We start from the raw sequence: 20,168 nt of genomic DNA on the forward strand, positions 1-20,168 counted from the left end.
CTGGCTTGCCAGCGAAGGCGGCCTTATAGCCGACCAATCACCCGCAGATGCACCCAATCCCCTTGTGGGAGCTGGCTTGCCAGCGAAGGCGGCCTGACAGCCGACCCATCACCCGCAGATGCACCCATTCCCCTGTGGGAGCTGGCTTGCCAGCGATGGCGGCCAGCCAGCCGACCCATCACCCGCCGATGTACCCGATCCATTGTGGAAGCGAGCCTGCTCCGGGCGGCGTTCCGACGATAGCGGCCCACCAGCCTACACTGGTAACACGGGTTGTTCTTCTCGCCCCGACGACCACTACCAAAGGAGTCAGGCTCATGATCAACAGTGACAGTATCTGCGACTGCCCGAAATGTTCGTGCAAGCTGGGCGCGCACCCGATTGCGCGCCACGGCAAGCACTATTGCTGCGAGGCCTGCGCCAAGCACCACGAACACGGCGAAGAGTGCTCCAGCAAGGGCTGCAAGTGCGCCCACGCCAAATAGTTCGTTCACGTTGAAAAGTGGAGCCTAGTCGGGCTCCACTTCCAGTTTCAGGCTGTCGTCGTCCAGGCGTTCGGTATGCCGGACGGTGCCCGTCAGGCGGCGTCCTTCGACTCTGAGCACGACGGTCTTGGCCTGCTCAAGGTCTTCCGGCAACGGCGGCGGAACGCGAATCGCGAAGCAGGTCGGGTCGTTCATGACCTGTTCCAGGCCAACCCGGCACTCGACGGTTTTGGTGATGCGGCCGAACAGCGTATCCAGACCATAGTCCAGATGCGCAGGGCTGCTGATGGGTGTCATGTTCTTGCCCCCCCCTCTAATCCTGTTGCTTGCCAGGCGTCAGCCAGCCGGCCGCCACTTGACGTTTTCCACGCCGAACTTTTCTGCCATCGGCTTGCTGGTCTTTTGCACCTTTTCCCGGCCGAAGCGCGGTATGCGGCCCACTCCCGCATCGCAGCTTGCCCAATGCCAGGCTTCTGCGTTGTCCATTTTGTCCAGACGGATAATGAACGACTTGGGCACGCCATGAAGGGTGTATTCAATGACGAAGAGTTTTGCATTGTTCATATAGCCCGTATTCCTCCCTGTGGTACATAAACGGATCACGGGCCACACGGAAAATTCATTCGGATTGGCGGACGGTGGCAGCCGCTGGCGGCAAATACAAGGCCTCGTTACCATTGGGCCTTTCCCGACCCCAATGATTGCTGCCCATGGCCCTTGCCGCCCCGCCTGATCTGAGTGATACCGATGTGCCCGTGCAACCGCTGGCGCGCACTTATCCGCGTGGGTTGTTCATCGAACCGCATGAGCATGTCTGGGGGCAGTTGCTGTATGCGATGAGTGGCGTGATGTGGGTCGAGACGCCTCACGAGGCGCTGGTGGTGCCGCCGCAACGGGCGGTTTGGTTGCCGCCCGGCGTGCCTCATGGGATTCGCGTGGTCTCGGACCTGCAAATGCGCAACATCTACCTGCGACCGTCGTTGGCGGCAACGCTCGACGCCAGTGTCCAGGTCATCGAAGTCGGCGGTTTGTTGCGCGAGTTGATCGTTGGCCTGGTGGAGCAGGGCGACGACGGTGCGCCCGAGTATTACGAAGCACTGGTGGGACTGGCGCTGCTGGAGCTCAAGCGGGCCAGGCGCTCGCTGCTGAAAATCCCGCTGCCGGATGAGTCTGACCGGCGGCTGACGAACCTCTGCCAGGCGGTCATGGCCGCGCCGTCGCTGGACATTCCTTTCGAGCAACACGCGGAAAACGCCGGTGCCAGCGTGCGGACCCTGGCGCGGTTGTTCAAGGACGGTCTGGGCATGGGCTTCGCTGAATGGCGGCGCCAGGTGCAACTGGCGACGGCGGTGGCCGAGTTGATTCAGGGGGTGCCGGTCAGTGCCATCGCCCGTGAGCTGGGGTATTCGCCCAGCAGCTTCAGCGATATGTTCCGTCGGGAACTGGGTGTCGCGCCGTCGCAGTTTTCGGCAGGCCAGCCTCAGGGCTGAAGCGTTCAGGGCCAGGGTTTGGCCGAAATTCAGAAGCACTTGGCCGGTACTCGTCGGCACTGCGCACTAGACTTGCGGGCATGTCTCAATTGCCCAAGGAGTCTGTCATGAATTACCTCATTTCACTGGCGATCGGCCTGGGTGTCGGCCTGCTCTACGGCGCCCTGGATTTTCGTTCCCCCGCACCACCGGCGATCGCACTGGTAGGCCTGCTCGGCATGCTGGCCGGCGAAAAGCTCTGGCCGATGGGCCGCGAACTGGTGGCCGGCTGGATCTCCTGAACCTCCTCTGATCATTCGATGGAAACCCTCATGAAAGCATTGCAGTTCGACAAAACCGGCGACCTCTCGGCCCTGCGCTACGTCGAGGTTCCGACGCCCGTTCCCGGCGCCGATGAAGTGTTGGTGGAAATCAAGGCGGCGGGGCTCAACCCCAGTGATGTGAAGAACGTGCTGGGTCGTTTTCCCTATACCACGATGCCGCGGATTCCCGGTCGCGATTTTGCCGGCATCGTCGTTGAAGGCCCGCAGGCGCTGGTCGGTCAACACGTCTGGGGCACCGGCCGCGAGCTGGGTTTTTTCGCCGATGGCTCCCATGCGCAATTCGTCAAGTTGCCGGCCAATGGCGTCGCCCTCAAGCCCACGCATTTGAGCTTCGCCCAGGCCGCCAGCCTGGGAGTGCCTTACACCACGGCGTGGGATGCACTGGAGCGCAGCCTGGTGACCGCCGAAACCCGCTTGCTGGTGATCGGTGGCGGCGCGGTGGGCAGTGCCGCGTTGGCATTGGCCAAGGTGCGCGGTGCCCGGGTACTGGCAGCCGCGCGGCGACCAGAGCAGGTCAAGGACTTGCAGGACCAGGGCTATCAGACGCTGCAACTGGATAACCCCGAGGACCTGGGTGCTCAGGTCAATGCCGTATTTAAAGGCGGCGCTGATGTGATTTTCGATACCACGGGGTTCTGGTTGCCGGCGTCTGTCGCGGCATTGGCCACCTTCGGCCGTATCGCCATCATCGCCGCGCCGGTGGACGGCATGGTTCAGCTACCGGCCCTGGCGCTGTACCGCAAGGGCGGCTCGGTGGTCGGCATCAACTCGTTGCTGTACGGCGTGCAAGCGTGCGCGGCGATGCTCGATCAGTTCGGTCAATTCTTCGATCAGGACTTGCTGCCGTTGCCCCAGGGGCTGTTCGAGTCGCCATTGGCCGAGGGCCTGGAGCGTTATGCCGAGGTCAATCAGGGCAGCGGTGACAAAGTGATCCTGTTGCCGTGACACCGCCCACCTGTGGGGGCGGGCTCGCTCCCACAGGGGCTGCGGCGATGCAATGCGCTGCCGCAATGGTGCTCTGATAGAATCGACGGCACTTTTCCTGCGAGGTGCCCCCATGAGCGAGCCGATTCGCCTGACCCAGTACAGTCACGGCGCTGGATGCGGTTGCAAGATTTCTCCCCAGGTACTGGAAGTGATTCTCGCCGGCAGTGGCGCGCAGAATCTGGACCCCAGGCTCTGGGTCGGCAACGCCTCGCGCGATGACGCGGCGGTGTATGCCATCGACGAAGAGCGCGGCGTGGTGTCGACCACCGATTTCTTCATGCCAATCGTCGATGATCCTTTCGATTTCGGCCGCATCGCCGCCACCAATGCCATCAGTGACATCTACGCCATGGGTGGCGACCCGTTGATGGCCATCGCCATTCTTGGCTGGCCGGTCAATGTGCTGGCGCCGGAAATTGCCCGGGAAGTGATTCGCGGCGGCCGTTCGGTGTGCGATGAAGCAGGTATTCCGTTGGCTGGCGGGCATTCCATCGACGCACCGGAGCCGATCTTCGGCCTGGCCGTTACCGGGCTGGTGGAAAAGCGCCATATGAAGCGCAACGACACCGCGACGGCCGGTTGCCTGCTTTATCTCACCAAACCCCTGGGCATCGGCATCCTCACCACCGCCGAAAAGAAAGGCAAGTTGCGCAACGCTGACATCGGCCTGGCCCGGGACTGGATGTGTACCCTGAATAAACCCGGCAGCCGCTTTGGCAAACTGGATGGCGTGACCGCGATGACCGACGTCACCGGTTTCGGTTTGTTGGGGCATCTGGTGGAAATGGCCGATGGCAGCCAGTTGACCGCCCTGATCGAATACGACCGCGTACCGCGTCTGCCAGGTGTCGAGTATTACCTGGAGCAGGGCTGCATTCCCGGCGGGACCTTGCGTAATTACGACAGTTACGCCAGCAAACTGGGGCGATTGCAGGAACTGCACAAGCGCGTGTTGTGCGACCCGCAGACCAGCGGCGGCCTGTTGATCGCGGTGACGCCCGAGGGTAACGACAGCTTTCTCGCGGCCGCTGCGCAAATGGGCCTGGACCTGGCACCCATCGGTGAACTGGTCGAGCGACAGAGTAATGCGGTCGAGGTGTCTTGATGTCTGCCGACTGCACCGATTACCGCGATATTTTCCTCAACGACCGGCCGCTGATGGATGCCCGTGCGCCGGTCGAGTTTCTCAAGGGCTCGTTTCCCGGTGCGGTCAATTTGCCGCTGATGAACGATCACGAGCGGCAGCGGATCGGCACTTGTTACAAGCAGCAGGGTCAACAAGCCGCCATCGAACTGGGCCATCAACTGGTGTCCGGCGCGATCAAGGCCGAACGCATCCAGGCCTGGGCAGACTTCGCCCGGGCTCATCCCAATGGGCTTTTGTATTGTTTTCGCGGCGGGTTGCGCTCGCAGATCGTCCAGCAATGGCTCAAGGACGAGGCGGGCATCGACTACCCGCGCGTCGGCGGTGGCTACAAGGCCATGCGCAGCTTTCTGCTTGATACCCTCGATCAGGCCGTTGCGCAGTGCGATTTCGTGTTGTTGGGCGGCATGACCGGCACCGGCAAGACCGAAGTGCTGATGCAGTTGCGCAACGGCCTGGACCTTGAAGGTCACGCCAATCATCGCGGCTCGAGTTTCGGCAAGCGCGCCACGGGTCAACCGACCAATATCGACTTTGAAAACCGCCTGGCGGTGGATGTGCTGAAAAAACGCGCCGCCGGCCTTGAACAATTCGTGCTGGAAGACGAGAGCCGGGCGATCGGCAGCTGTGCCTTGCCGTTGCCGCTGTATCAGGGCATGCAGCAGTTTCCGATGGTCTGGCTCGAAGACAGCCTGCAGGGGCGGGTCGAGCGAATCCTGCGTGATTATGTGGTGGACCTGTGCGCCGAGTTCATCCGGGTGCGCGGCGAGGAAGGCTTTGCGCTGTTTTCCGAGCGGATGCTGGAGAGTTTGAATAACGTGCACAAGCGCCTGGGTGGCGAGCGCCATCGACGGATGCTGATTCTGATGGAGGATGCCTTGGCGGAGCAGGGTCGCAGCGGCGCGGTGGATTTGCACCGGGGCTGGATCGAGGGGTTGCTGACCGAGTATTACGATCCGATGTATGCCTTTCAACGTGAAAAGAAGGGCGCGCGGATCGAGTTTGCCGGGAATCGCGAAGCGGTGTTGGGGTATTTGCGGGAGCGGGTCAGTCAGCGAGGGTGAGGGCGGTTTTGCCGGCTTCATCGCGGGCAAGCCCGCTCCCACAGGGGCTGTGGCGTACACAAAGGGCCCGATCAGGCCCTGTACAACTCAGGTCGGGCAAGTCTGCGGTCCATTATCCAGCCCTTGCTTGTAGCGATGGCTTTCCAGGCTGGCCTTGCCGTTGCGCCAGGTCAGGGTCAACACGATCAGCGAATCAAAGTCGCTCGATTCCCAGTCCTCGGTGATCGTCTGTTTCTTGCCGACCGCTTCCCCGGCGACCTTGTTGATCAGCTCCGGCAGGTAACCGTGGGACCAGGCGGTGTAAATGATCGAGTTGTGATACTTGTCCTGGAGCAGTTCATCGGCCAGGTCGTCGGTGTCGTTGGCCGAGAAATTGATGTTGACCGGCAAGCCGAGCTTTATCGCACTGGGGCTGATGGTCATCAATGGACGGATATAGCTGTAGGAGTTGTTCAGTTCGCCTTCCTCGACATTGCGCGTCGGGTTGGCGGCAAATACGTAGTTGGCCTTGCCGAATTTTTCCGGGAGCAGGGTGGCCAGGTCGATCGCGCGGTTCAGGCCCTGGCAATTGAGTTGGCCCAGGCCGCCGGCAGGTTTCTCCGCATGACGCAGGAACACCAGCGTCTGCACACCGTCTACCGGTTGGGCGCGACTTTCAAGGGACTCAAACGACAGGAATAACGCACTGGCCGCCAGCAATGCGGGCAGGAATATGTACGCACGGCGTTTGAAGCGATTGGCGAATTTCAGAGGGTTCTTCATGAAATAGGGGGGCTTCGCACATTGGGTTAGGGCTGACAAACCTCTACACCACGAGTTGCCGGCATCGGGTGTTTTCCATGTCTATGAGTCGGGTCGTCTTTGGATGGCCAGTGCTCAGAGTCCGCAGGTGCCTGTTTGGTTCGATTCCGACCGCGCGCTGCAATCTACCGGTACCCCTGAAATGACTGGAGCGAAGATTAGCGACAGGATATTGCGAAATGATGGACAGGCTACACCTTAGAGGCTTGATCCGGACTGTCAACTGTTGATCTTCAACATCAGTGATATTGATAACGGCAGCGCAACTCCTGCATTAGTATCACTACTTTCAATTTTCTCGTGGATCCTTCCCATGACCGATTTGTCTGCGTTTCCCATCACCCAAAAATGGCCCGCACAGTACCCGGAGTGGATTCAGCTGTACTCCTTGCCGACCCCCAACGGCGTCAAGGTCTCGATCATGCTCGAAGAGATCGGCTTGCCTTACGAGCCACACCGCGTCGGGTTTGACACCAACGATCAAATGTCCCCCGAATTCCTGTCGTTAAGCCCCAACAACAAGATCCCGGCCATCCTCGATCCCCATGGCCCGGACGGCCAACCTTTGCCGCTGTTCGAGTCCGGGGCGATTCTGATCTACCTCGCCGACAAAAGCGGGCAGTTGCTCGCCCAGGAATCGGCAGCGCGTTACGAAACCATTCAGTGGCTGATGTTCCAGATGGGCGGCATCGGGCCAATGTTCGGCCAGCTCGGCTTCTTCAATAAATTCGCCGGCAAGGACTACGAAGACAAACGTCCCCGTGACCGCTACGTCGAAGAAAGCAAACGGCTGCTCGGCGTCCTCGACAAGCGCCTTGAAGGACGTGACTGGATCATGGGCGAGCGCTACACCATTGCCGATATCGCGACCTTCCCCTGGGTGCGCAACCTGATCGGCTTCTATGAGGCGGGCGATCTGGTCGGCATCCAGAACTTCCCCAACGTCACCCGGGTGCTGGAGAAGTTCCTGGCACGGCCGGCGGTCAAGCGCGGGCTGGAAATTCCAAAGCCAAACGTTTCGATCTGATCACGACCAGGGACGGCCATGAGTTCATACAATTTCAAGCAAGTCGATGTTTTCAGTCGCGTGCCACTCAAGGGCAACCCGCTGGCGGTGGTGTTCGGCGCCGATGGGCTCAGCGATGAGCGCATGGGGGCTTTCGCGACCTGGACCAACCTCAGCGAAACCACCTTCGTGCTCGAGCCGCAGAACCCTCGGGCCGATTATCGGGTGCGGATTTTCACGACATTGAACGAATTGCCATTTGCCGGCCATCCCACCCTGGGCACCTGCCACGCCTGGCTTGAGGCGGGCGGTATACCCAAGGGTGACGAGATCATTCAGGAGTGTGGTGTCGGCCTGGTGCGGGTTCGTCGACAGGGCGCGGAACTGGCATTTCTCGCTCCGCCGCTGCTCAAGTCCGGGCCAGTGGAGGCCGGGTTGGTGGAGCGTGTGCGATTGGGCCTGGGGCTTGAACGGGATGCGATTGTCCGGGCGCATTGGGTCGATAACGGCGCCGGTTGGCTGGCGGTGATGGTCGAGGATCGACAACAGGTCCTGGACTTGCAACCGGACCATTCGCAAATGCTCGGCCTGGCCGTCGGTGTCATTGCACCTTGGCACCCCGAGCGCGATGGCGATGATGCGCAGTTCGAGGTCCGAGCGTTCATTTCCGGTGATGGAATGCCTGAAGACCCGGCCACCGGCAGCCTGAATGCCGGAATTGCCCAATGGCTGCTCGGCGAAGGATTGGCACCGGCCAGCTACGTCGTCAGCCAGGGTTTGACCATGGGCCGTGCCGGGCGCATCCAGGTGGAACAGATAGGTGATGAAATCTGGATCGGTGGTGCTGTGGTGACCTGCATCGATGGCACGCTAACGCTGTAGTGTCACTGAACCTCTTGTGGGAGCGGGATGCCCGTGCCCACAGGAGGTTGGTGTTTGCTCAAGGATTATTGCCATCGCGGTAATGCAGTCTTGAGCGTTCGACGTTTGTGCCCTGTACCTCGCAGGGCATAAGCTTTGCCCCCCTACGACTTTCGTCTTGTTCTCCGATTACCAGGAATGCCCATGTCCAGTCAGTTCCCCGAAGCACGCCCACGCCGTCTGCGCCGCAATGCGAGCCTGCGCAGTCTGTTCCAGGAAACCGAGTTCAGCCTCAACGACCTGGTGCTGCCGATTTTCGTCGAAGAAGAAATCGATGATTTCGTGCCGATCAAAAGCATGCCCGGTGTGATGCGCATTCCCGAATCGAAACTGGCCGGCGAGATCGAGCGTTACGCCCGGGCCGGGATCAAGTCGGTGATGACCTTTGGCGTGTCCCACCACCTGGACAGCAGCGGCAGCGACACCTGGCGCGACGACGGTCTGGTGTCGCGGATGTCGCGTATCGCCAAGGACGCGGTGCCGGAGATGATTGTCATGTCCGACACCTGCTTCTGCGAGTACACCGACCACGGTCATTGCGGTGTTCTGCACAACCACGAAGTCGACAATGACCAGACCCTGATCAACCTCGGCAAACAAGCCGTGGCGGCGGCCCGTGCCGGTGCCGATGTGATTGCGCCGTCGGCGGCGATGGACGGGCAGGTCCAGGCCATTCGCCGGGCACTCGACGCCGCCGGGTTCCAGCAGACGGCGATCATGGCCTATTCGACCAAGTTCGCCTCGGCGCTGTACGGCCCGTTTCGCGAAGCCGGTGGCAGCGCGCTCAAGGGGGATCGTAAAAGCTATCAGATGAACCCGATGAACCGCCGTGAAGCGGTGCGCGAATCACTGCTCGACGAGCAGGAAGGCGCCGACGCGCTGATGGTCAAGCCGGCCGGCGCCTACCTGGACATCATCCGCGACATTCGTGAGGTGTCGCGGTTGCCGCTGTCGGCGTATCAGGTGAGCGGCGAGTACGCGATGATCAAGTTCGGCGCGCAAGCCGGGGCGATCGATGAAGACCGTGTGGTGCGCGAAAGTCTTGGCGCAATCAAGCGGGCAGGGGCGGATCTGATCTTCACCTATTTCGCGATGGACCTGGCACTGGCCGGTATCTAAGACTCACCCGGTCCCTTGTTGGAGCTGGCTTGCCAGCTCACAGGGGGCGGGATCAGCCGAAAAACGACCGAATCCCGTGATGTTTGAAATACCGCTCGATCACCTTCGGGTCCGAGCAGGTTTCGGCTATCGCCACATAGGTGTCGGGCCGCAACAGGTAAAACCCGTTACGCCCCAGGCCGGCTGTTTCAAACGCTGGCCGCCAGTCGAACACATGCAGCGGCAAATGATGTTCGATGCACCAGGCGATCATTTCGTCGCTGGTGTCGCCATACACATGCACCTGCCAGTTCGGGGATTTCAGCGGTTCGAAGTTGTCCCCCTCGCCATCGTGCGCCCAGGGCAAGCGGTCGCCGCCATGAACATGCCCGGCAACGCCGGTGCTCAAAGGCATGCGGCGGTAGTTCAAGGTGATCTGCGACACCGTGCGAAACAGGAATTCGCGGGACCTCTCGAACGTGGCCATTTTCGGAATCAGGAAGGGCGCCAGGCGTGTGCGCAGCAGGTCGGCCATGCGGCCTTCGGCGGTGACGAACGTGAACACCCGGTCAGTGGTCGCCACCAGTTTGCGGGCAAAGGCCATGCGTTCGGTTTCGTAGGTGTCGAGCAATCGGGCCTCGGCACCGCCGCTTAACACTGCGGCGAGTTTCCACGCCAGGTTGATGGCATCGCCTATGCCGGTGTTCATGCCCTGGCCGCCGGCGGGGCTGTGCACATGGGCCGCGTCGCCGAGTAAAAACGCACGGCCGGTGCGGAAGTGATCGGCCACCCGATGATGCACGCGGTAGGTCGAGAACCAGTTCACCTGTTCGATCTGCACCTTCAGATGCTCGATGGCCCGGCTGCTGACATCTTCGAATCGCAGGGTTTCGGCGTGCTCGGCGCGCTCATCGCGAACGGTGCCGATCAGGCGTGCGCGACCGCTTCCTGCCAGGGGGAACACCGCGAGAAAGTCGGCCTCATCGAGGTCCACGTGCAGTTCGCCGTTGAATGTCGGGCCGCTGGCCTGCACATCGGCCACATAGAAAATCTGCTGGTAGGTCCCGCCGGGAAAGCCGGTGTCCAGGGCCTTGCGCACGACCGAGCGGGCACCGTCGCAACCGGCCAGGTAGCAGGCCTGGCAGGTTTCCCGCTGACCATCGGGCAGACGCAACGTCGCACTGATGCCGTCACCGGTTTCCTCGAAAGCCTCGAGCTCGGTGTCGCGCTCCACGGTGACGCCAAAGGCTTCGAGGCGTTTGATCAGCAGCCGTTCGTGTTCGTCCTGGGGGAATATTTCGAGGAAGGCGTAAGGCGTCAGGCCCTCGCCGATGCGGCTGAGCGGCAAGCGGGCCACGGGTTCACCCTTGACCCAGAAATTGGCGGCCTCCACGCAATGACCCTGCTGCACGACGCTGTCACTGAGGTCGAGTTGGCGGTACAGCTCCAGCGTCCGGGCCTGCACGGCCAGTGCCCGCGATGTGGTACCGGACGTGGATGTTTTGTCGATGATTCTTGCGTGGATCCCCAGTCTGCTCAGCCACAGCGCCAGGACCAGCCCGGTCGGGCCAGCGCCAATGATCAACACGTCGCTGCGGTGCATGAGCCTGTCCTCCTCGCGGTGTGGGTCTAGTATGGTCCAGCCGTGGCGGGCGGCCAGGCTGGCTGCCCAACGGAGAAGACCCTTGCTCAGGGGCATAGCCTCGGACAGGCCATTGATCGTATGGTTAGCCCGGCATAACGGATTTTCTGGAGCAGCATGCAAGCCCATCGATTGATCATGAGCATCGTCGCGTTGCTGGTGCTGGCCGGTTGCGGCAGTCAACGCACGCAACAGGCGCCGGTGCGAACGCCCGCTGAGGTCAAGGCCGAAATTGTGCGACTGCTGCCGGCCAATGCCGTTGACCGCCAGGGTTGGGCCACAGACATCTATGCGGCGTTTGCCGCGCAGAAAATCGAGACGACCACGCAAAACCTCTGCTCGGTGCTGGCTGTCACCGAGCAGGAGTCGACCTTTCAGGCCGATCCGAGCGTGCCTGGCCTGGGCAAAATCGCACGCGACGAAATTGATCGTCGGGCCGCCAAAGCCCACATCCCCGGCCTGTTGGTCAATGCGGCGTTGCAGGTGCGCTCGGCCAATGGCAAAACTTACAGCGAGCGCCTCAACGCGGCGCGTAGCGAAAAGGAACTGAGTGCGATCTTCGATGATTTTATCGGCATGGTGCCCATGGGCCAGACGCTGTTCGGTGGCTTCAATCCGGTGCACACCGGCGGGCCGATGCAGGTCAGCGTCGACTTTGCCGAGCAGCACGCCAAGGGTTATCCCTACCCGGTAGAAGGCTCGATCCGCCATGAAGTCTTCACTCGGCGTGGCGGCATGTATTTCGGTATCGCCCATTTGCTCGGATACCCGGTGAACTACCCGCAACCGCTGTATCGCTTCGCCGATTTCAACGCCGGTTGGTACGCCAGCCGCAATGCCGCTTTCCAGAACGCCGTGAGCCGGGCCTCGGGCATTCCGCTGGCGCTGGATGGCGACCTGGTCAATTACGGTTCGATCATGCCCGGTACCACGGAAGTGGCCGTGCGCAGCCTCGGCAAGTCACTGGGTATGCGCAATACGACGATCAGGGATCAGTTGCAGGAGGGCAACAGCCTGGGGTTCGAAGACAGCACGTTGTATCAGCGAGTCTTTGCGCTGGCCGAACAGGCTGAAGGCCGGCCATTGCCTCGGCAGGTATTGCCGGGGATTGTCCTGCAAAGCCCGAAAATCACTCGCAAACTGACCACGGCCTGGTTTGCCAAGCGGGTCGATGAGCGTTATCAGCGCTGTATGGCGCGGGCTGACTGAAGCGCTAATGATCGCAGGCGGTTCTGCGGATTATCCCAGGCATAAAAAAACCGGCTGATGAGGCCGGTTTTTTGTCGAGGAGAGCGGTAAAGCCATTCATTCATGCGATGTGGTTGCTGTTCAAGTGGTCGGAGCCATCGGCGGCGACGGTGTTGCCTTGCAGGTGGTCGGAGCCATCGGCAGCGACGGTGTTACCTTGCAGGTGGTCGGAGCCATCGGCAGCGACGGTGTTACCTTGCAGGTGGTCGGAACCATCGGCGGCGACGGTGTTGCCTTGCAGATGGTCGGAACCATCGGCGGCGACGGTGTTGCCTTGCAGGTGGTCGGAACCATCGGCGGCGATGGTGTTGCCTTGCAGGTGGTCGGAGCCATCGGCAGCGACGCGGTTTTCGATCAGGCGATCAGAGCCACCTTCTGCCACGCGACTTTCAATCAGACGATCCGAGCCGCCTTCGGCGACGACAGGTTGAGCAGAGGTAGCGGCGAAAGCGTTTACTGCAAAAACCGAGAAAGCGATGCTGAGAAGAGTCTGGCGTTTCATGGTGGTGTGCTCCGGGTCTTGTTGGGTGGGTATGGAGCAGATGTTACGCCGCGCAATTTTAATGAGAACTTCATTGGCATGATGGTGAACATCGACGGGATTGATAGGGATAGCGGCATACCCCTTGTGGGCTTGATGATGCGGTCGTCGGATGGCTCCAGCAGGGTCAAGGGCGGCTTCTACACTGGTTGGCATCCCAAGGAGGTGTGTATGTATCAGCTCTACGGTCATCAGAATTCGGGCGCGGCCGCAATCGAGGCGGCACTGGAACTGTGTGAGATCCCTTATCGCTTCATCGATGTCGAGTCGTCTTCGCAGGCCGCCCTGGACCTGGAGAAGCTCAACCCGCTCAAGCAGATTCCGACCCTGCAATTGCCCGACAGCAGCATCCTCACCGAGAGCGCGGCGATTCTGATTCATCTCGGGCTGACGTTTCCCGAGTCGAACCTGCTGCCGGACAACCCGGCCGACCGTGATCAGGCCATCCGTGGCCTGGTGTACATCGTCAGCAATTGCTATGCGGCGATCGGCATCATCGATTACCCCGAACGCTGGCTGGCCGTGGCGGATGAGTCGTCACGGCAAAACCTGATGGCGGGCACCCGCGCACGGCTGCATTGGAGTTGGGAAGTGTTTGCCGATAAGTTTTCCGCCGAGCTGTATCTGGGGGACGAGACGCCGGGAGCGCTGGATGTGCTGGCGGCGGTGGTCAGTCGATGGTCAGGCAGCCGCGAACATTTGCGCACGGCCCGGCCGGGGTTTTACGCCTGGCTGGAACGCATCGACCGACATCCGACGCTGGCGCCGGTGTTCGCCCGGCATTGGCCGGCCTGAGCACTGCAAAACAAAGGCGGGCAGTGTGTTTCCTGGCGTCAACTGATCCTGTGGCAAGCGCGGTCACTGCAGGAGCGAGCCTACTCGCGAAGGGGGCATCAGCCTCAACATCCTGGTTGACTGAACGACCGCTATCGCGAGCAGGCTCGCCCACAGGGGAGGGGGGGTGTGTTTGAGTTATTCCCCGCGAATGTACTGTTCCAGCTGACGAATCAGTTCCGCCTGTTCCGCGATGGCTTCCTTGACTAGGTCGCCAATCGACAGCAAGCCGATCAACTTGCCGTCCTCCACCACCGGCAAGTGCCGCAGGCGTTTGTCGGACATGATGCCCAGGCAGGTATCGACGGTTTGATGGGTGTCCACGGTAATTACCGGTGAAACCATGATGTCGCGTACCGGCGTACCCACCGAAGAACGCCCGTGCAGCACCAGTTTGCGCGCGTAGTCACGCTCACTGATGATGCCCAGCACTTCGTCATTTTCCACCACCAGCAAGGCACCGACGTTTTTCTCTGCCATCTTCATCAGCGCTTCCAGCACCATATGACCAGGTTTGATCTGGTGCACTTCCTGATTCTTCTGATCTTTCAACTTGAGTAGTTGCGCGACGGTTTTCATGGCGGTTTCTCGGGTGTTGTCGTTGTTATTGAAGAATCGTAGACGCCGGCGCGCAGGGCAAGAGAGAAAGCGGCAGATAACCTGCAAAAAACGTCATTCGGTGGTTTTTCTTCGGTAACCCCCGGATTCCTGCCCGGCAAAGTACCTGTGGGAGCGGGCTTGCCCGCGATGAGGTCATATCAGTCGACATCCATCTTGACTGTCAGGCCGCCATCGCGAGCAAGCTCGCTCCCAAGGGTCCGTGGTGGCGTAGAATCACCACCCTGAATCAATGTTGAGGTTTTCAGTGGTGGATTTACCGCAGGGCTTCGTCCTGACCCGGCATTGGCGCGATACCCCGGCCGGTACGGAAGTCGAGTTCTGGCTGGCGACCGACAGCGGTCCCCGGCGCATCCGCCTGCCTCATCAGCCGTCGGTGGCGTTTATTCCGGCCAGCCAGCGCGAGCAGGCGGAGGCGCTGCTGCACGATGAAAAAAATGTCGAACTGCGGGAACTGGCCTTGCTGGATTTCGAGCATCGCCCGGTGCTCGGGCTGTATTGCCGGCAGCATGGACAATTGATGCGCCTGGAAACCGCCCTGCGCAGGGCCGGGGTCGAGGTGTACGAGGCTGACGTGCGTCCGCCGGAACGCTATCTGATGGAGCGCTTCATCACCGCCCCGGTGCGTTTTGGTGGTACGCCAGGCGCCGAGGGCGTGTTGCTCGACGCGCAGATGAAGCCCGATCCCGGCTACCGGCCGACGCTGCGGCTGGCGTCCCTGGACATCGAAACCACCGCCCGGGGCGAGTTGTATTCCATCGCCCTGGAGGGTTGCGGCGAGCGGCAGGTGTACATGCTCGGCCCACCCAATGGCGATGACAGTGAGGTGGATTTCCAGCTCGAATACTGCGACTCGCGCACCCTGTTGCTGAAAAAGCTCAACGACTGGTTTGCCCGGCACGATCCCGACGCGATCATCGGCTGGAACGTCGTGCAGTTCGATCTGCGGGTGCTGCATCAACACGCCCGGCAACTGGGCGTGCCGCTGAAGCTGGGGCGTGGCGGCGAGGAAATGCAGTGGCGCGAGCACGGCAATGGCAACCATTATTTTGCCTCCGCTGCCGGCCGGCTGATCATCGACGGCATCGAGGCGCTACGTTCGGCGACCTGGAGTTTTCCGTCGTTCAGCCTGGAAAACGTCGCGCAAACCCTGCTGGGCGAAGGCAAGTCGATCGACAATCCGTACCAGCGCATGGACGAAATAAACCGCATGTTCGGCGAGGACAAGCCAGCGCTGGCCAGGTACAACCTCAAGGACTGCGAGCTGGTCACCCGAATTTTCGCCCACACCCAATTGCTGACCTTTTTGCTGGAGCGGGCCAGTGTCACCGGGTTGCCGGTGGACCGCATGGGCGGCTCAGTGGCGGCATTCACCCACCTCTACATGCCGTTGATGCATCGCCAGGGCTTTGTCGCGCCCAACCTCGGCGGGCGCCCGCCACAGGCCAGCCCCGGCGGGTTTGTCATGGACTCGCAACCGGGCCTGTACGAGTCGGTGCTGGTGTTCGACTACAAAAGTCTTTATCCATCGATCATCCGCACGTTCCTCATCGACCCGGTGGGTTTGATCGAAGGGCTCAAGCATCCCGATGACAGCGAGTCGGTGCCCGGTTTCCGGGGTGCCCGGTTTTCCAGAACCCGGCATTGCCTGCCCGCTATCGTGGCCAGGGTTGCCGAGGGTCGGGAAATCGCCAAGCGCGAACGTAACGCCCCCCTGTCCCAGGCGCTGAAGATCATCATGAACGCCTTCTACGGGGTGCTCGGTTCCAGCGGGTGCCGGTTTTTCGATACGCGCCTGGCATCGTCCATCACCCTGCGCGGTCACGAGATCATGCTGCGCACCCGTCAGTTGATCGAAGACCAGGGCCATACGGTGATTTACGGTGATACCGATTCCACCTTCGTCTGGTTGCGCCGGGCCCACGGTCAGCAGGAGGCCGCGCAGATCGGCCATGCGCTGGTGGATCACGTCAACCAATGGTGGCGCGAGCATGTGCGGCAGGAATTTGGCCTGGAGAGTGCGCTCGAACTGCAGTTCGAAACCCACTACAAGCGTTTCCTGATGCCGACCATTCGCGGTGCGGAGGAGGGCAGCAAGAAGCGTTATGCGGGGTTGGTGACGCGCGCCGATGGCACCGACGAGATGGTCTACAAAGGCCTGGAAACCGTGCGCACCGACTGGTCACCGCTGGCCCGCCAGTTCCAGCAGGAGCTGTACCTGCGCATCTTCAACCGCAAGCCCTATCAGGATTATGTGCGCGACTATGTGCGCCAGACCCTGGCCGGAGCGTTCGATGATCGCCTGATCTACCGCAAGCGCCTGCGCCGCACCCTCGATGATTATCAACGCAACGTGCCGCCCCATGTGCGGGCAGCGCGTATCGCCGATGACTACAACGACCGGCAGGGCCGTCCGCGGCAATACCAGAATGGCGGCTGGATCAGTTATGTGATTACCGTCGCCGGCCCTGAGCCGCTGGAGATCCGCAGCGCACCCATCGATTACGAGCATTACATCAGCAAGCAGTTGCAACCGGTGGCCGACGCGATCCTGCCGTTCGTCGATGACGATTTCTCAACCCTGATTGGTGGGCAACTGGGCCTGTTTTGAGTCCATCAGCGACAACGTCCAGTCATCCAGAATGCCGTGGAAGTATTGATTCAGGGCTTGATGGAACAGACTGTCGTCAGGTGCGACCTGGGCGAACAGCGTCATCGACGAATGAAATTTCAGGTCATCGGGATGGCCGAAGATCTCCTTCACCGAGCGCTGCTGGATGTTCAGCACTTCTTGGGTGCATGTGCGCAACCGCGCGCCCAGCAATGGGTGCTCGAGATAGGCTCGGGCTTCTTCGCTGGAACCGATCGCGAAGCGTTTGGACATGTCGCTGCCACCCAGCCCGGCAAACTGCGGAAAGATGAACCACATCCAGTGGCTGCGCTTGCGGCCGGCATTCAATTCGGCCTGAGCCCGGTCGAACACCGGGTCCTGCGCCTGAACGAAGCGCTGCAGGTTAAAGGCGTCCAGCCGATCGGTGCTTCTCATGCGCAAGTCCTCTGACAGACTGCGATGGCTCAGACCATGGCCAACCGCTGTTTGCGTTGCGGCGCGTGAAACGCTTGGTCCAGCGCCTCCAGATCCCCGGGTTCCAGCACTAACTCCGCTGCCTGTGCGTTGAGTCGCACATGCTCGGGGCGTACCGCCTTGGGGATGGCAATCACTCCGTCCTGGCGCAAAAGCCATGCCAGCGACACTTGGGCAGGCGTCACGCGGTGACGGGCGGCCACTTGCCTGAGCGTGGCATTGGCCAGCATCTTCCCGCCCTGGCCAATCGGGCAGTAGGCCATGACCGGCATCCTGCGCTGCTGACACCAGGGCAGTAAATCAAATTCTATGCCGCGCTCTTCCAGGTTGTAGAGCACTTGATTGGTGGCGCAGGCCGGCGCGGCCAGTTCCTGCAGATCATCGACGTCAAAATTGGACACGCCCCAGCGACCGATCTTGCCCGCTGCGCGCAGTTGTTCGAAGGCTTCGACCGTTTCCTCCAGGGGATACTGGCCGCGCCAATGCAGCAGGTACAAATCGATATGGTCGGTGTCAAGGCGCCGCAGGCTGCGTTCGCAGGCCTGGGGGATGCCCTTGCGGCTGGCGTTGTGCGGGTAGACCTTGCTGACCAGAAACACCTCGTCGCGCCGGCCGGCGATGGCTTCGCCCACCACTTCCTCGGCACCACCCTCGGCATACATCTCGGCGGTGTCGATCAGGGTCATGCCCAACTCGATCCCCAGGCGCAACGCCGCGACCTCCTCGTTGTGCCGGGAGCGATCTTCGCCCATTTGCCAGGTGCCCTGGCCGATGACCGGCACGTTGACACCGGCCAATTCGAGAGAACGCATGCAAATCTCCTGTAAACACTCAAGCCGTATAGCTATTGGCAATCAGCATAGCTTCCGGGTTCCGCGCTTCGATCAAAATTGCAGCATGCCGGTGATCGATTGGTGACGGCATGACTGCACTTTTGCGAAATCCACGGCTCTACTTTTGGGCAGCCTGCGGCGATCCCCACCGTCGGCCCATGCCCAAGTCCAAGAACCCATGGCTCGAGCGTTACCCATCAGTATCACCTCAATCCGCCGCCATTGCCTGCTGCTGGTTGGCCTGTCGACGTTCCTCGTCAGCGGATGCAGCCATCAGGACGGCAACGACCTCATGACTCAATTGCGCGAAGGCAAACCCCAGGAATTTCTGCAAACCAGTGTCGACCGCATGGCCACCCTGACCATGCGCGACAACCTCGACAGCCTTTACCTGCTGATGAGCAAGCTGTACCGGCGCAACCCCGACGAGCTGAAAAAATCCGGCTTCCTCGACGCCCGCATCGCTGGCAAGCAAGTGCGCATGGCCATCGAACTGCAGCAGCCGCTGCCTACGCTTGGCGGTAAAAAGGACCTGGCGGCGCTGCGGTTTGCCATGAGTCCGGAGTTTCTTGGCGACCGGGTCGGTGCGTTCATCTATGCCATCGGCAGCATGCTGGTCACCGCCCACGGCAATCGCCTGGAGTTCTATATGACGGACGCGATCAACCCGACGTTCGTCAGCAACGCTGCGCGCAACATCGAGATTGCCACCTGGATCCTGAGCCAGCGGCAAAATAAAAACGGCGAACCCATGCTGTTCTCCAACGAAATCTCGGAGGAGGGCAGCAACCTGAGTTTTGCCGTGGAGTTCGGCAAAATAGTCGCGCGCCTGGATTTGCTGACGCAGATGCTGGACGAGCGCTACCGGCGCATTGGCCTCAATTACGCCCAGAGCCTGCTGTTTTTGAATTTTCTGCCGGTGCAGTAAGTTCGCCATCAACTGACGCCATCGCCGGCAAGCCAGCTCCTAAAGGGGCATGTGGCGATGTGGATATAAAGATAGATCGCATCGATATAACTGGTTATAAGAAAAATCGCTATGCTGCGGGCCAGATTTCCCTTGCAGTCTTTGTGGGCGTATCGATGGATTTAGTGAATATCGGGTTGATCGTAGCCGGGCTGGTGGTTGGCTTCATCGTCGGCATGACGGGCGTGGGCGGTGGGTCGTTGATGACGCCCATTCTGCTGTGGTTCGGCATTAACCCGGCAACGGCGGTGGGCACCGATCTGCTGTACGCGGCCATCACCAAATCCAGCGGCGTACTGGTTCACAAAAAGAACAACAACATCGACTGGGCCATCACTGGCTGGTTGACGCTGGGCAGTGTACCGGCAGTGGCATTGACGCTGTGGTTCCTGAGCAGTCTGCACAGCGCGCCCGAGGCGATGAACGCCATCATCAAGCAGGCCCTGGGTTTTGTCCTGTTTGCCACGGCGCTGGCGATCCTGTTCAAGAAACGCCTGCTCGACTTCGCCCACAAGCGTGCCGGCGGCAACTACAACCCCAGCGGTACGCGGTTGAATGTCCTGACGGTCATCACCGGTCTGGTGCTCGGCACCATGGTCGCGCTGACCTCCATCGGCGCTGGCGCGCTGGGCACCGTGGCGCTGTTCATCCTCTATCCGCTGTTGCCGACCCGCCGCCTGGTCGGCACGGAAATCGCTCACGCCGTGCCGCTGACCCTGGTCGCCGGCCTTGGCCATGCGAGCATGGGCAACATGGACTGGCATGTCCTCGGTTACTTGCTGGTCGGTTCGCTGCCGGGGATTTATCTGGGCAGCCATCTGACCGGCCGCATTTCCGATGAACTGCTGCGTCCTTGCCTGGCGACGATGCTGGTGCTGATCGGCTACAAACTGGTGTTCTAAAATGCGGCACCGACAAAAAAGCCCCTGACAATCAGGGGCTTTTTCGTTTCTGCTGACCGGTTGATGCTCGTAAAGGAAGCTTCCTTCCGACTTTAAAGAGTCTTCCTACATCTTTCCGCTTTTTGCCTTGTTAGCGTGCCTGCCAATTTTCGCGAGCACGAACCAGGGACGGTTTGGAC

The 20,168-nt window shown here is 60.9% G+C and carries 22 protein-coding genes; 14 read left to right on the forward strand and 8 right to left on the reverse strand.

Annotated features, from left to right (window positions below; all coding sequences use genetic code 11):
- Positions 1 to 317 precede the first annotated feature (317 nt).
- Positions 318 to 485 carry a metallothionein gene (locus ACVWYU_RS29835; RefSeq protein WP_047527454.1) on the forward strand — a complete coding sequence of 56 codons (168 nt, stop codon included), beginning with the start codon at positions 318 to 320 and terminating at the stop codon, positions 483 to 485.
- A gap of 24 nt (positions 486 to 509) precedes the next feature.
- Here the strand turns inward: ACVWYU_RS29835 and ACVWYU_RS29840 are convergent, their stop codons facing one another.
- A complete protein-coding gene (locus ACVWYU_RS29840) occupies positions 510 to 782 on the reverse strand; it encodes a hypothetical protein (RefSeq protein ID WP_457374417.1) in 273 nt (90 codons plus the stop codon).
- A 39-nt stretch (positions 783 to 821) separates the two neighbouring features.
- Positions 822 to 1,049 carry a DUF6555 family protein gene (locus ACVWYU_RS29845; protein WP_020799440.1) on the reverse strand — a complete coding sequence of 76 codons (228 nt, stop codon included), beginning with the start codon at positions 1,047 to 1,049 and terminating at the stop codon, positions 822 to 824.
- 146 nt (positions 1,050 to 1,195) lie between these two features.
- Here ACVWYU_RS29845 and ACVWYU_RS29850 point away from each other — a divergent pair, with 146 nt between their 5' ends.
- The 5 genes from ACVWYU_RS29850 to mnmH all read left to right on the forward strand — a co-directional run bounded on the left by ACVWYU_RS29850 (position 1,196) and on the right by mnmH (position 5,493).
- Positions 1,196 to 1,975 (forward strand): AraC family transcriptional regulator, encoded by a 780-nt coding sequence (locus tag ACVWYU_RS29850; protein ID WP_090323821.1) that lies wholly within the window; start codon positions 1,196 to 1,198, stop codon positions 1,973 to 1,975.
- A gap of 107 nt (positions 1,976 to 2,082) precedes the next feature.
- Positions 2,083 to 2,256 (forward strand): DUF1427 family protein, encoded by a 174-nt coding sequence (locus ACVWYU_RS29855; RefSeq protein ID WP_081997842.1) that lies wholly within the window; start codon positions 2,083 to 2,085, stop codon positions 2,254 to 2,256.
- Positions 2,257 to 2,286: 30 nt separating this feature from the next.
- Positions 2,287 to 3,243, forward strand: a complete 957-nt coding sequence (locus tag ACVWYU_RS29860) for a quinone oxidoreductase family protein (protein WP_457374418.1) — start codon at positions 2,287 to 2,289, stop codon at positions 3,241 to 3,243.
- Positions 3,244 to 3,355: 112 nt separating this feature from the next.
- A complete protein-coding gene (gene selD / locus ACVWYU_RS29865) occupies positions 3,356 to 4,390 on the forward strand; it encodes a selenide, water dikinase SelD (RefSeq protein ID WP_090323816.1) in 1,035 nt (344 codons plus the stop codon).
- Complete coding sequence (gene mnmH / locus ACVWYU_RS29870) at positions 4,390 to 5,493, forward strand: tRNA 2-selenouridine(34) synthase MnmH (RefSeq protein WP_457374419.1); 1,104 nt, start codon at positions 4,390 to 4,392, stop codon at positions 5,491 to 5,493. Before selD ends, mnmH begins: the two co-directional genes overlap by 1 nt.
- Before the next feature lie 87 nt (positions 5,494 to 5,580).
- Here the strand turns inward: mnmH and ACVWYU_RS29875 are convergent, their stop codons facing one another.
- Entirely contained in the window at positions 5,581 to 6,255 is a 675-nt protein-coding gene (locus ACVWYU_RS29875) for a histidine phosphatase family protein (protein WP_457374420.1), read from the reverse strand.
- Positions 6,256 to 6,607: 352 nt separating this feature from the next.
- Here ACVWYU_RS29875 and ACVWYU_RS29880 point away from each other — a divergent pair, with 352 nt between their 5' ends.
- The 3 genes from ACVWYU_RS29880 to hemB all read left to right on the forward strand — a co-directional run bounded on the left by ACVWYU_RS29880 (position 6,608) and on the right by hemB (position 9,340).
- On the forward strand, positions 6,608 to 7,321 hold the full coding sequence (locus ACVWYU_RS29880) for a glutathione binding-like protein (protein ID WP_247256034.1): 714 nt from the start codon (positions 6,608 to 6,610) through the stop codon (positions 7,319 to 7,321).
- 18 nt (positions 7,322 to 7,339) lie between these two features.
- Positions 7,340 to 8,182 carry a PhzF family phenazine biosynthesis protein gene (locus ACVWYU_RS29885; protein ID WP_457374421.1) on the forward strand — a complete coding sequence of 281 codons (843 nt, stop codon included), beginning with the start codon at positions 7,340 to 7,342 and terminating at the stop codon, positions 8,180 to 8,182.
- Between the two features lie 183 nt (positions 8,183 to 8,365).
- A complete protein-coding gene (hemB, locus tag ACVWYU_RS29890) occupies positions 8,366 to 9,340 on the forward strand; it encodes a porphobilinogen synthase (RefSeq protein WP_090323808.1) in 975 nt (324 codons plus the stop codon).
- Between the two features lie 52 nt (positions 9,341 to 9,392).
- Here hemB and ACVWYU_RS29895 read toward each other — a convergent pair whose 3' ends face one another.
- Positions 9,393 to 10,922: an FAD-dependent monooxygenase gene (locus tag ACVWYU_RS29895; protein ID WP_457374422.1), complete on the reverse strand. Its 1,530-nt coding sequence runs from the start codon at positions 10,920 to 10,922 to the stop codon at positions 9,393 to 9,395.
- Positions 10,923 to 11,078: 156 nt separating this feature from the next.
- Here ACVWYU_RS29895 and ACVWYU_RS29900 point away from each other — a divergent pair, with 156 nt between their 5' ends.
- Positions 11,079 to 12,170: a DUF1615 domain-containing protein gene (locus tag ACVWYU_RS29900; RefSeq protein WP_457374423.1), complete on the forward strand. Its 1,092-nt coding sequence runs from the start codon at positions 11,079 to 11,081 to the stop codon at positions 12,168 to 12,170.
- A 100-nt stretch (positions 12,171 to 12,270) separates the two neighbouring features.
- Here the strand turns inward: ACVWYU_RS29900 and ACVWYU_RS29905 are convergent, their stop codons facing one another.
- A complete protein-coding gene (locus ACVWYU_RS29905) occupies positions 12,271 to 12,711 on the reverse strand; it encodes a hypothetical protein (protein ID WP_457374424.1) in 441 nt (146 codons plus the stop codon).
- 210 nt (positions 12,712 to 12,921) lie between these two features.
- Between ACVWYU_RS29905 and ACVWYU_RS29910 the strand changes: the two genes are divergently transcribed.
- A complete protein-coding gene (locus ACVWYU_RS29910; RefSeq protein WP_457374425.1) occupies positions 12,922 to 13,545 on the forward strand; it encodes a glutathione S-transferase N-terminal domain-containing protein in 624 nt (207 codons plus the stop codon).
- 177 nt (positions 13,546 to 13,722) lie between these two features.
- Here ACVWYU_RS29910 and ACVWYU_RS29915 read toward each other — a convergent pair whose 3' ends face one another.
- Positions 13,723 to 14,163, reverse strand: coding sequence for a CBS domain-containing protein (locus ACVWYU_RS29915; RefSeq protein ID WP_047527469.1), 441 nt, complete (start codon positions 14,161 to 14,163; stop codon positions 13,723 to 13,725).
- Positions 14,164 to 14,452: 289 nt separating this feature from the next.
- Here ACVWYU_RS29915 and ACVWYU_RS29920 point away from each other — a divergent pair, with 289 nt between their 5' ends.
- Positions 14,453 to 16,813: a DNA polymerase II gene (locus tag ACVWYU_RS29920; RefSeq protein ID WP_457374426.1), complete on the forward strand. Its 2,361-nt coding sequence runs from the start codon at positions 14,453 to 14,455 to the stop codon at positions 16,811 to 16,813.
- Here ACVWYU_RS29920 and ACVWYU_RS29925 read toward each other — a convergent pair.
- The gene (locus ACVWYU_RS29925) at positions 16,778 to 17,248 is read right to left on the reverse strand and encodes a DUF1810 domain-containing protein (RefSeq protein ID WP_457374427.1); all 471 of its coding nucleotides are present in this window, start codon (positions 17,246 to 17,248) and stop codon (positions 16,778 to 16,780) included. The two genes, ACVWYU_RS29920 and ACVWYU_RS29925, sit on opposite strands and share 36 nt — an antisense overlap.
- Positions 17,249 to 17,277: 29 nt before the next feature.
- Positions 17,278 to 18,099, reverse strand: a complete 822-nt coding sequence (locus ACVWYU_RS29930) for an aldo/keto reductase (protein WP_457374428.1) — start codon at positions 18,097 to 18,099, stop codon at positions 17,278 to 17,280.
- A gap of 199 nt (positions 18,100 to 18,298) precedes the next feature.
- Between ACVWYU_RS29930 and ACVWYU_RS29935 the strand changes: the two genes are divergently transcribed.
- Positions 18,299 to 19,048 (forward strand): hypothetical protein, encoded by a 750-nt coding sequence (locus ACVWYU_RS29935; RefSeq protein WP_457374429.1) that lies wholly within the window; start codon positions 18,299 to 18,301, stop codon positions 19,046 to 19,048.
- 155 nt (positions 19,049 to 19,203) lie between these two features.
- Positions 19,204 to 19,989 (forward strand): sulfite exporter TauE/SafE family protein, encoded by a 786-nt coding sequence (locus ACVWYU_RS29940; RefSeq protein WP_457374430.1) that lies wholly within the window; start codon positions 19,204 to 19,206, stop codon positions 19,987 to 19,989.
- Positions 19,990 to 20,168 lie beyond the last annotated feature (179 nt).

The sequence above is a fragment of the Pseudomonas sp. TE12234 genome (assembly GCF_054061835.1).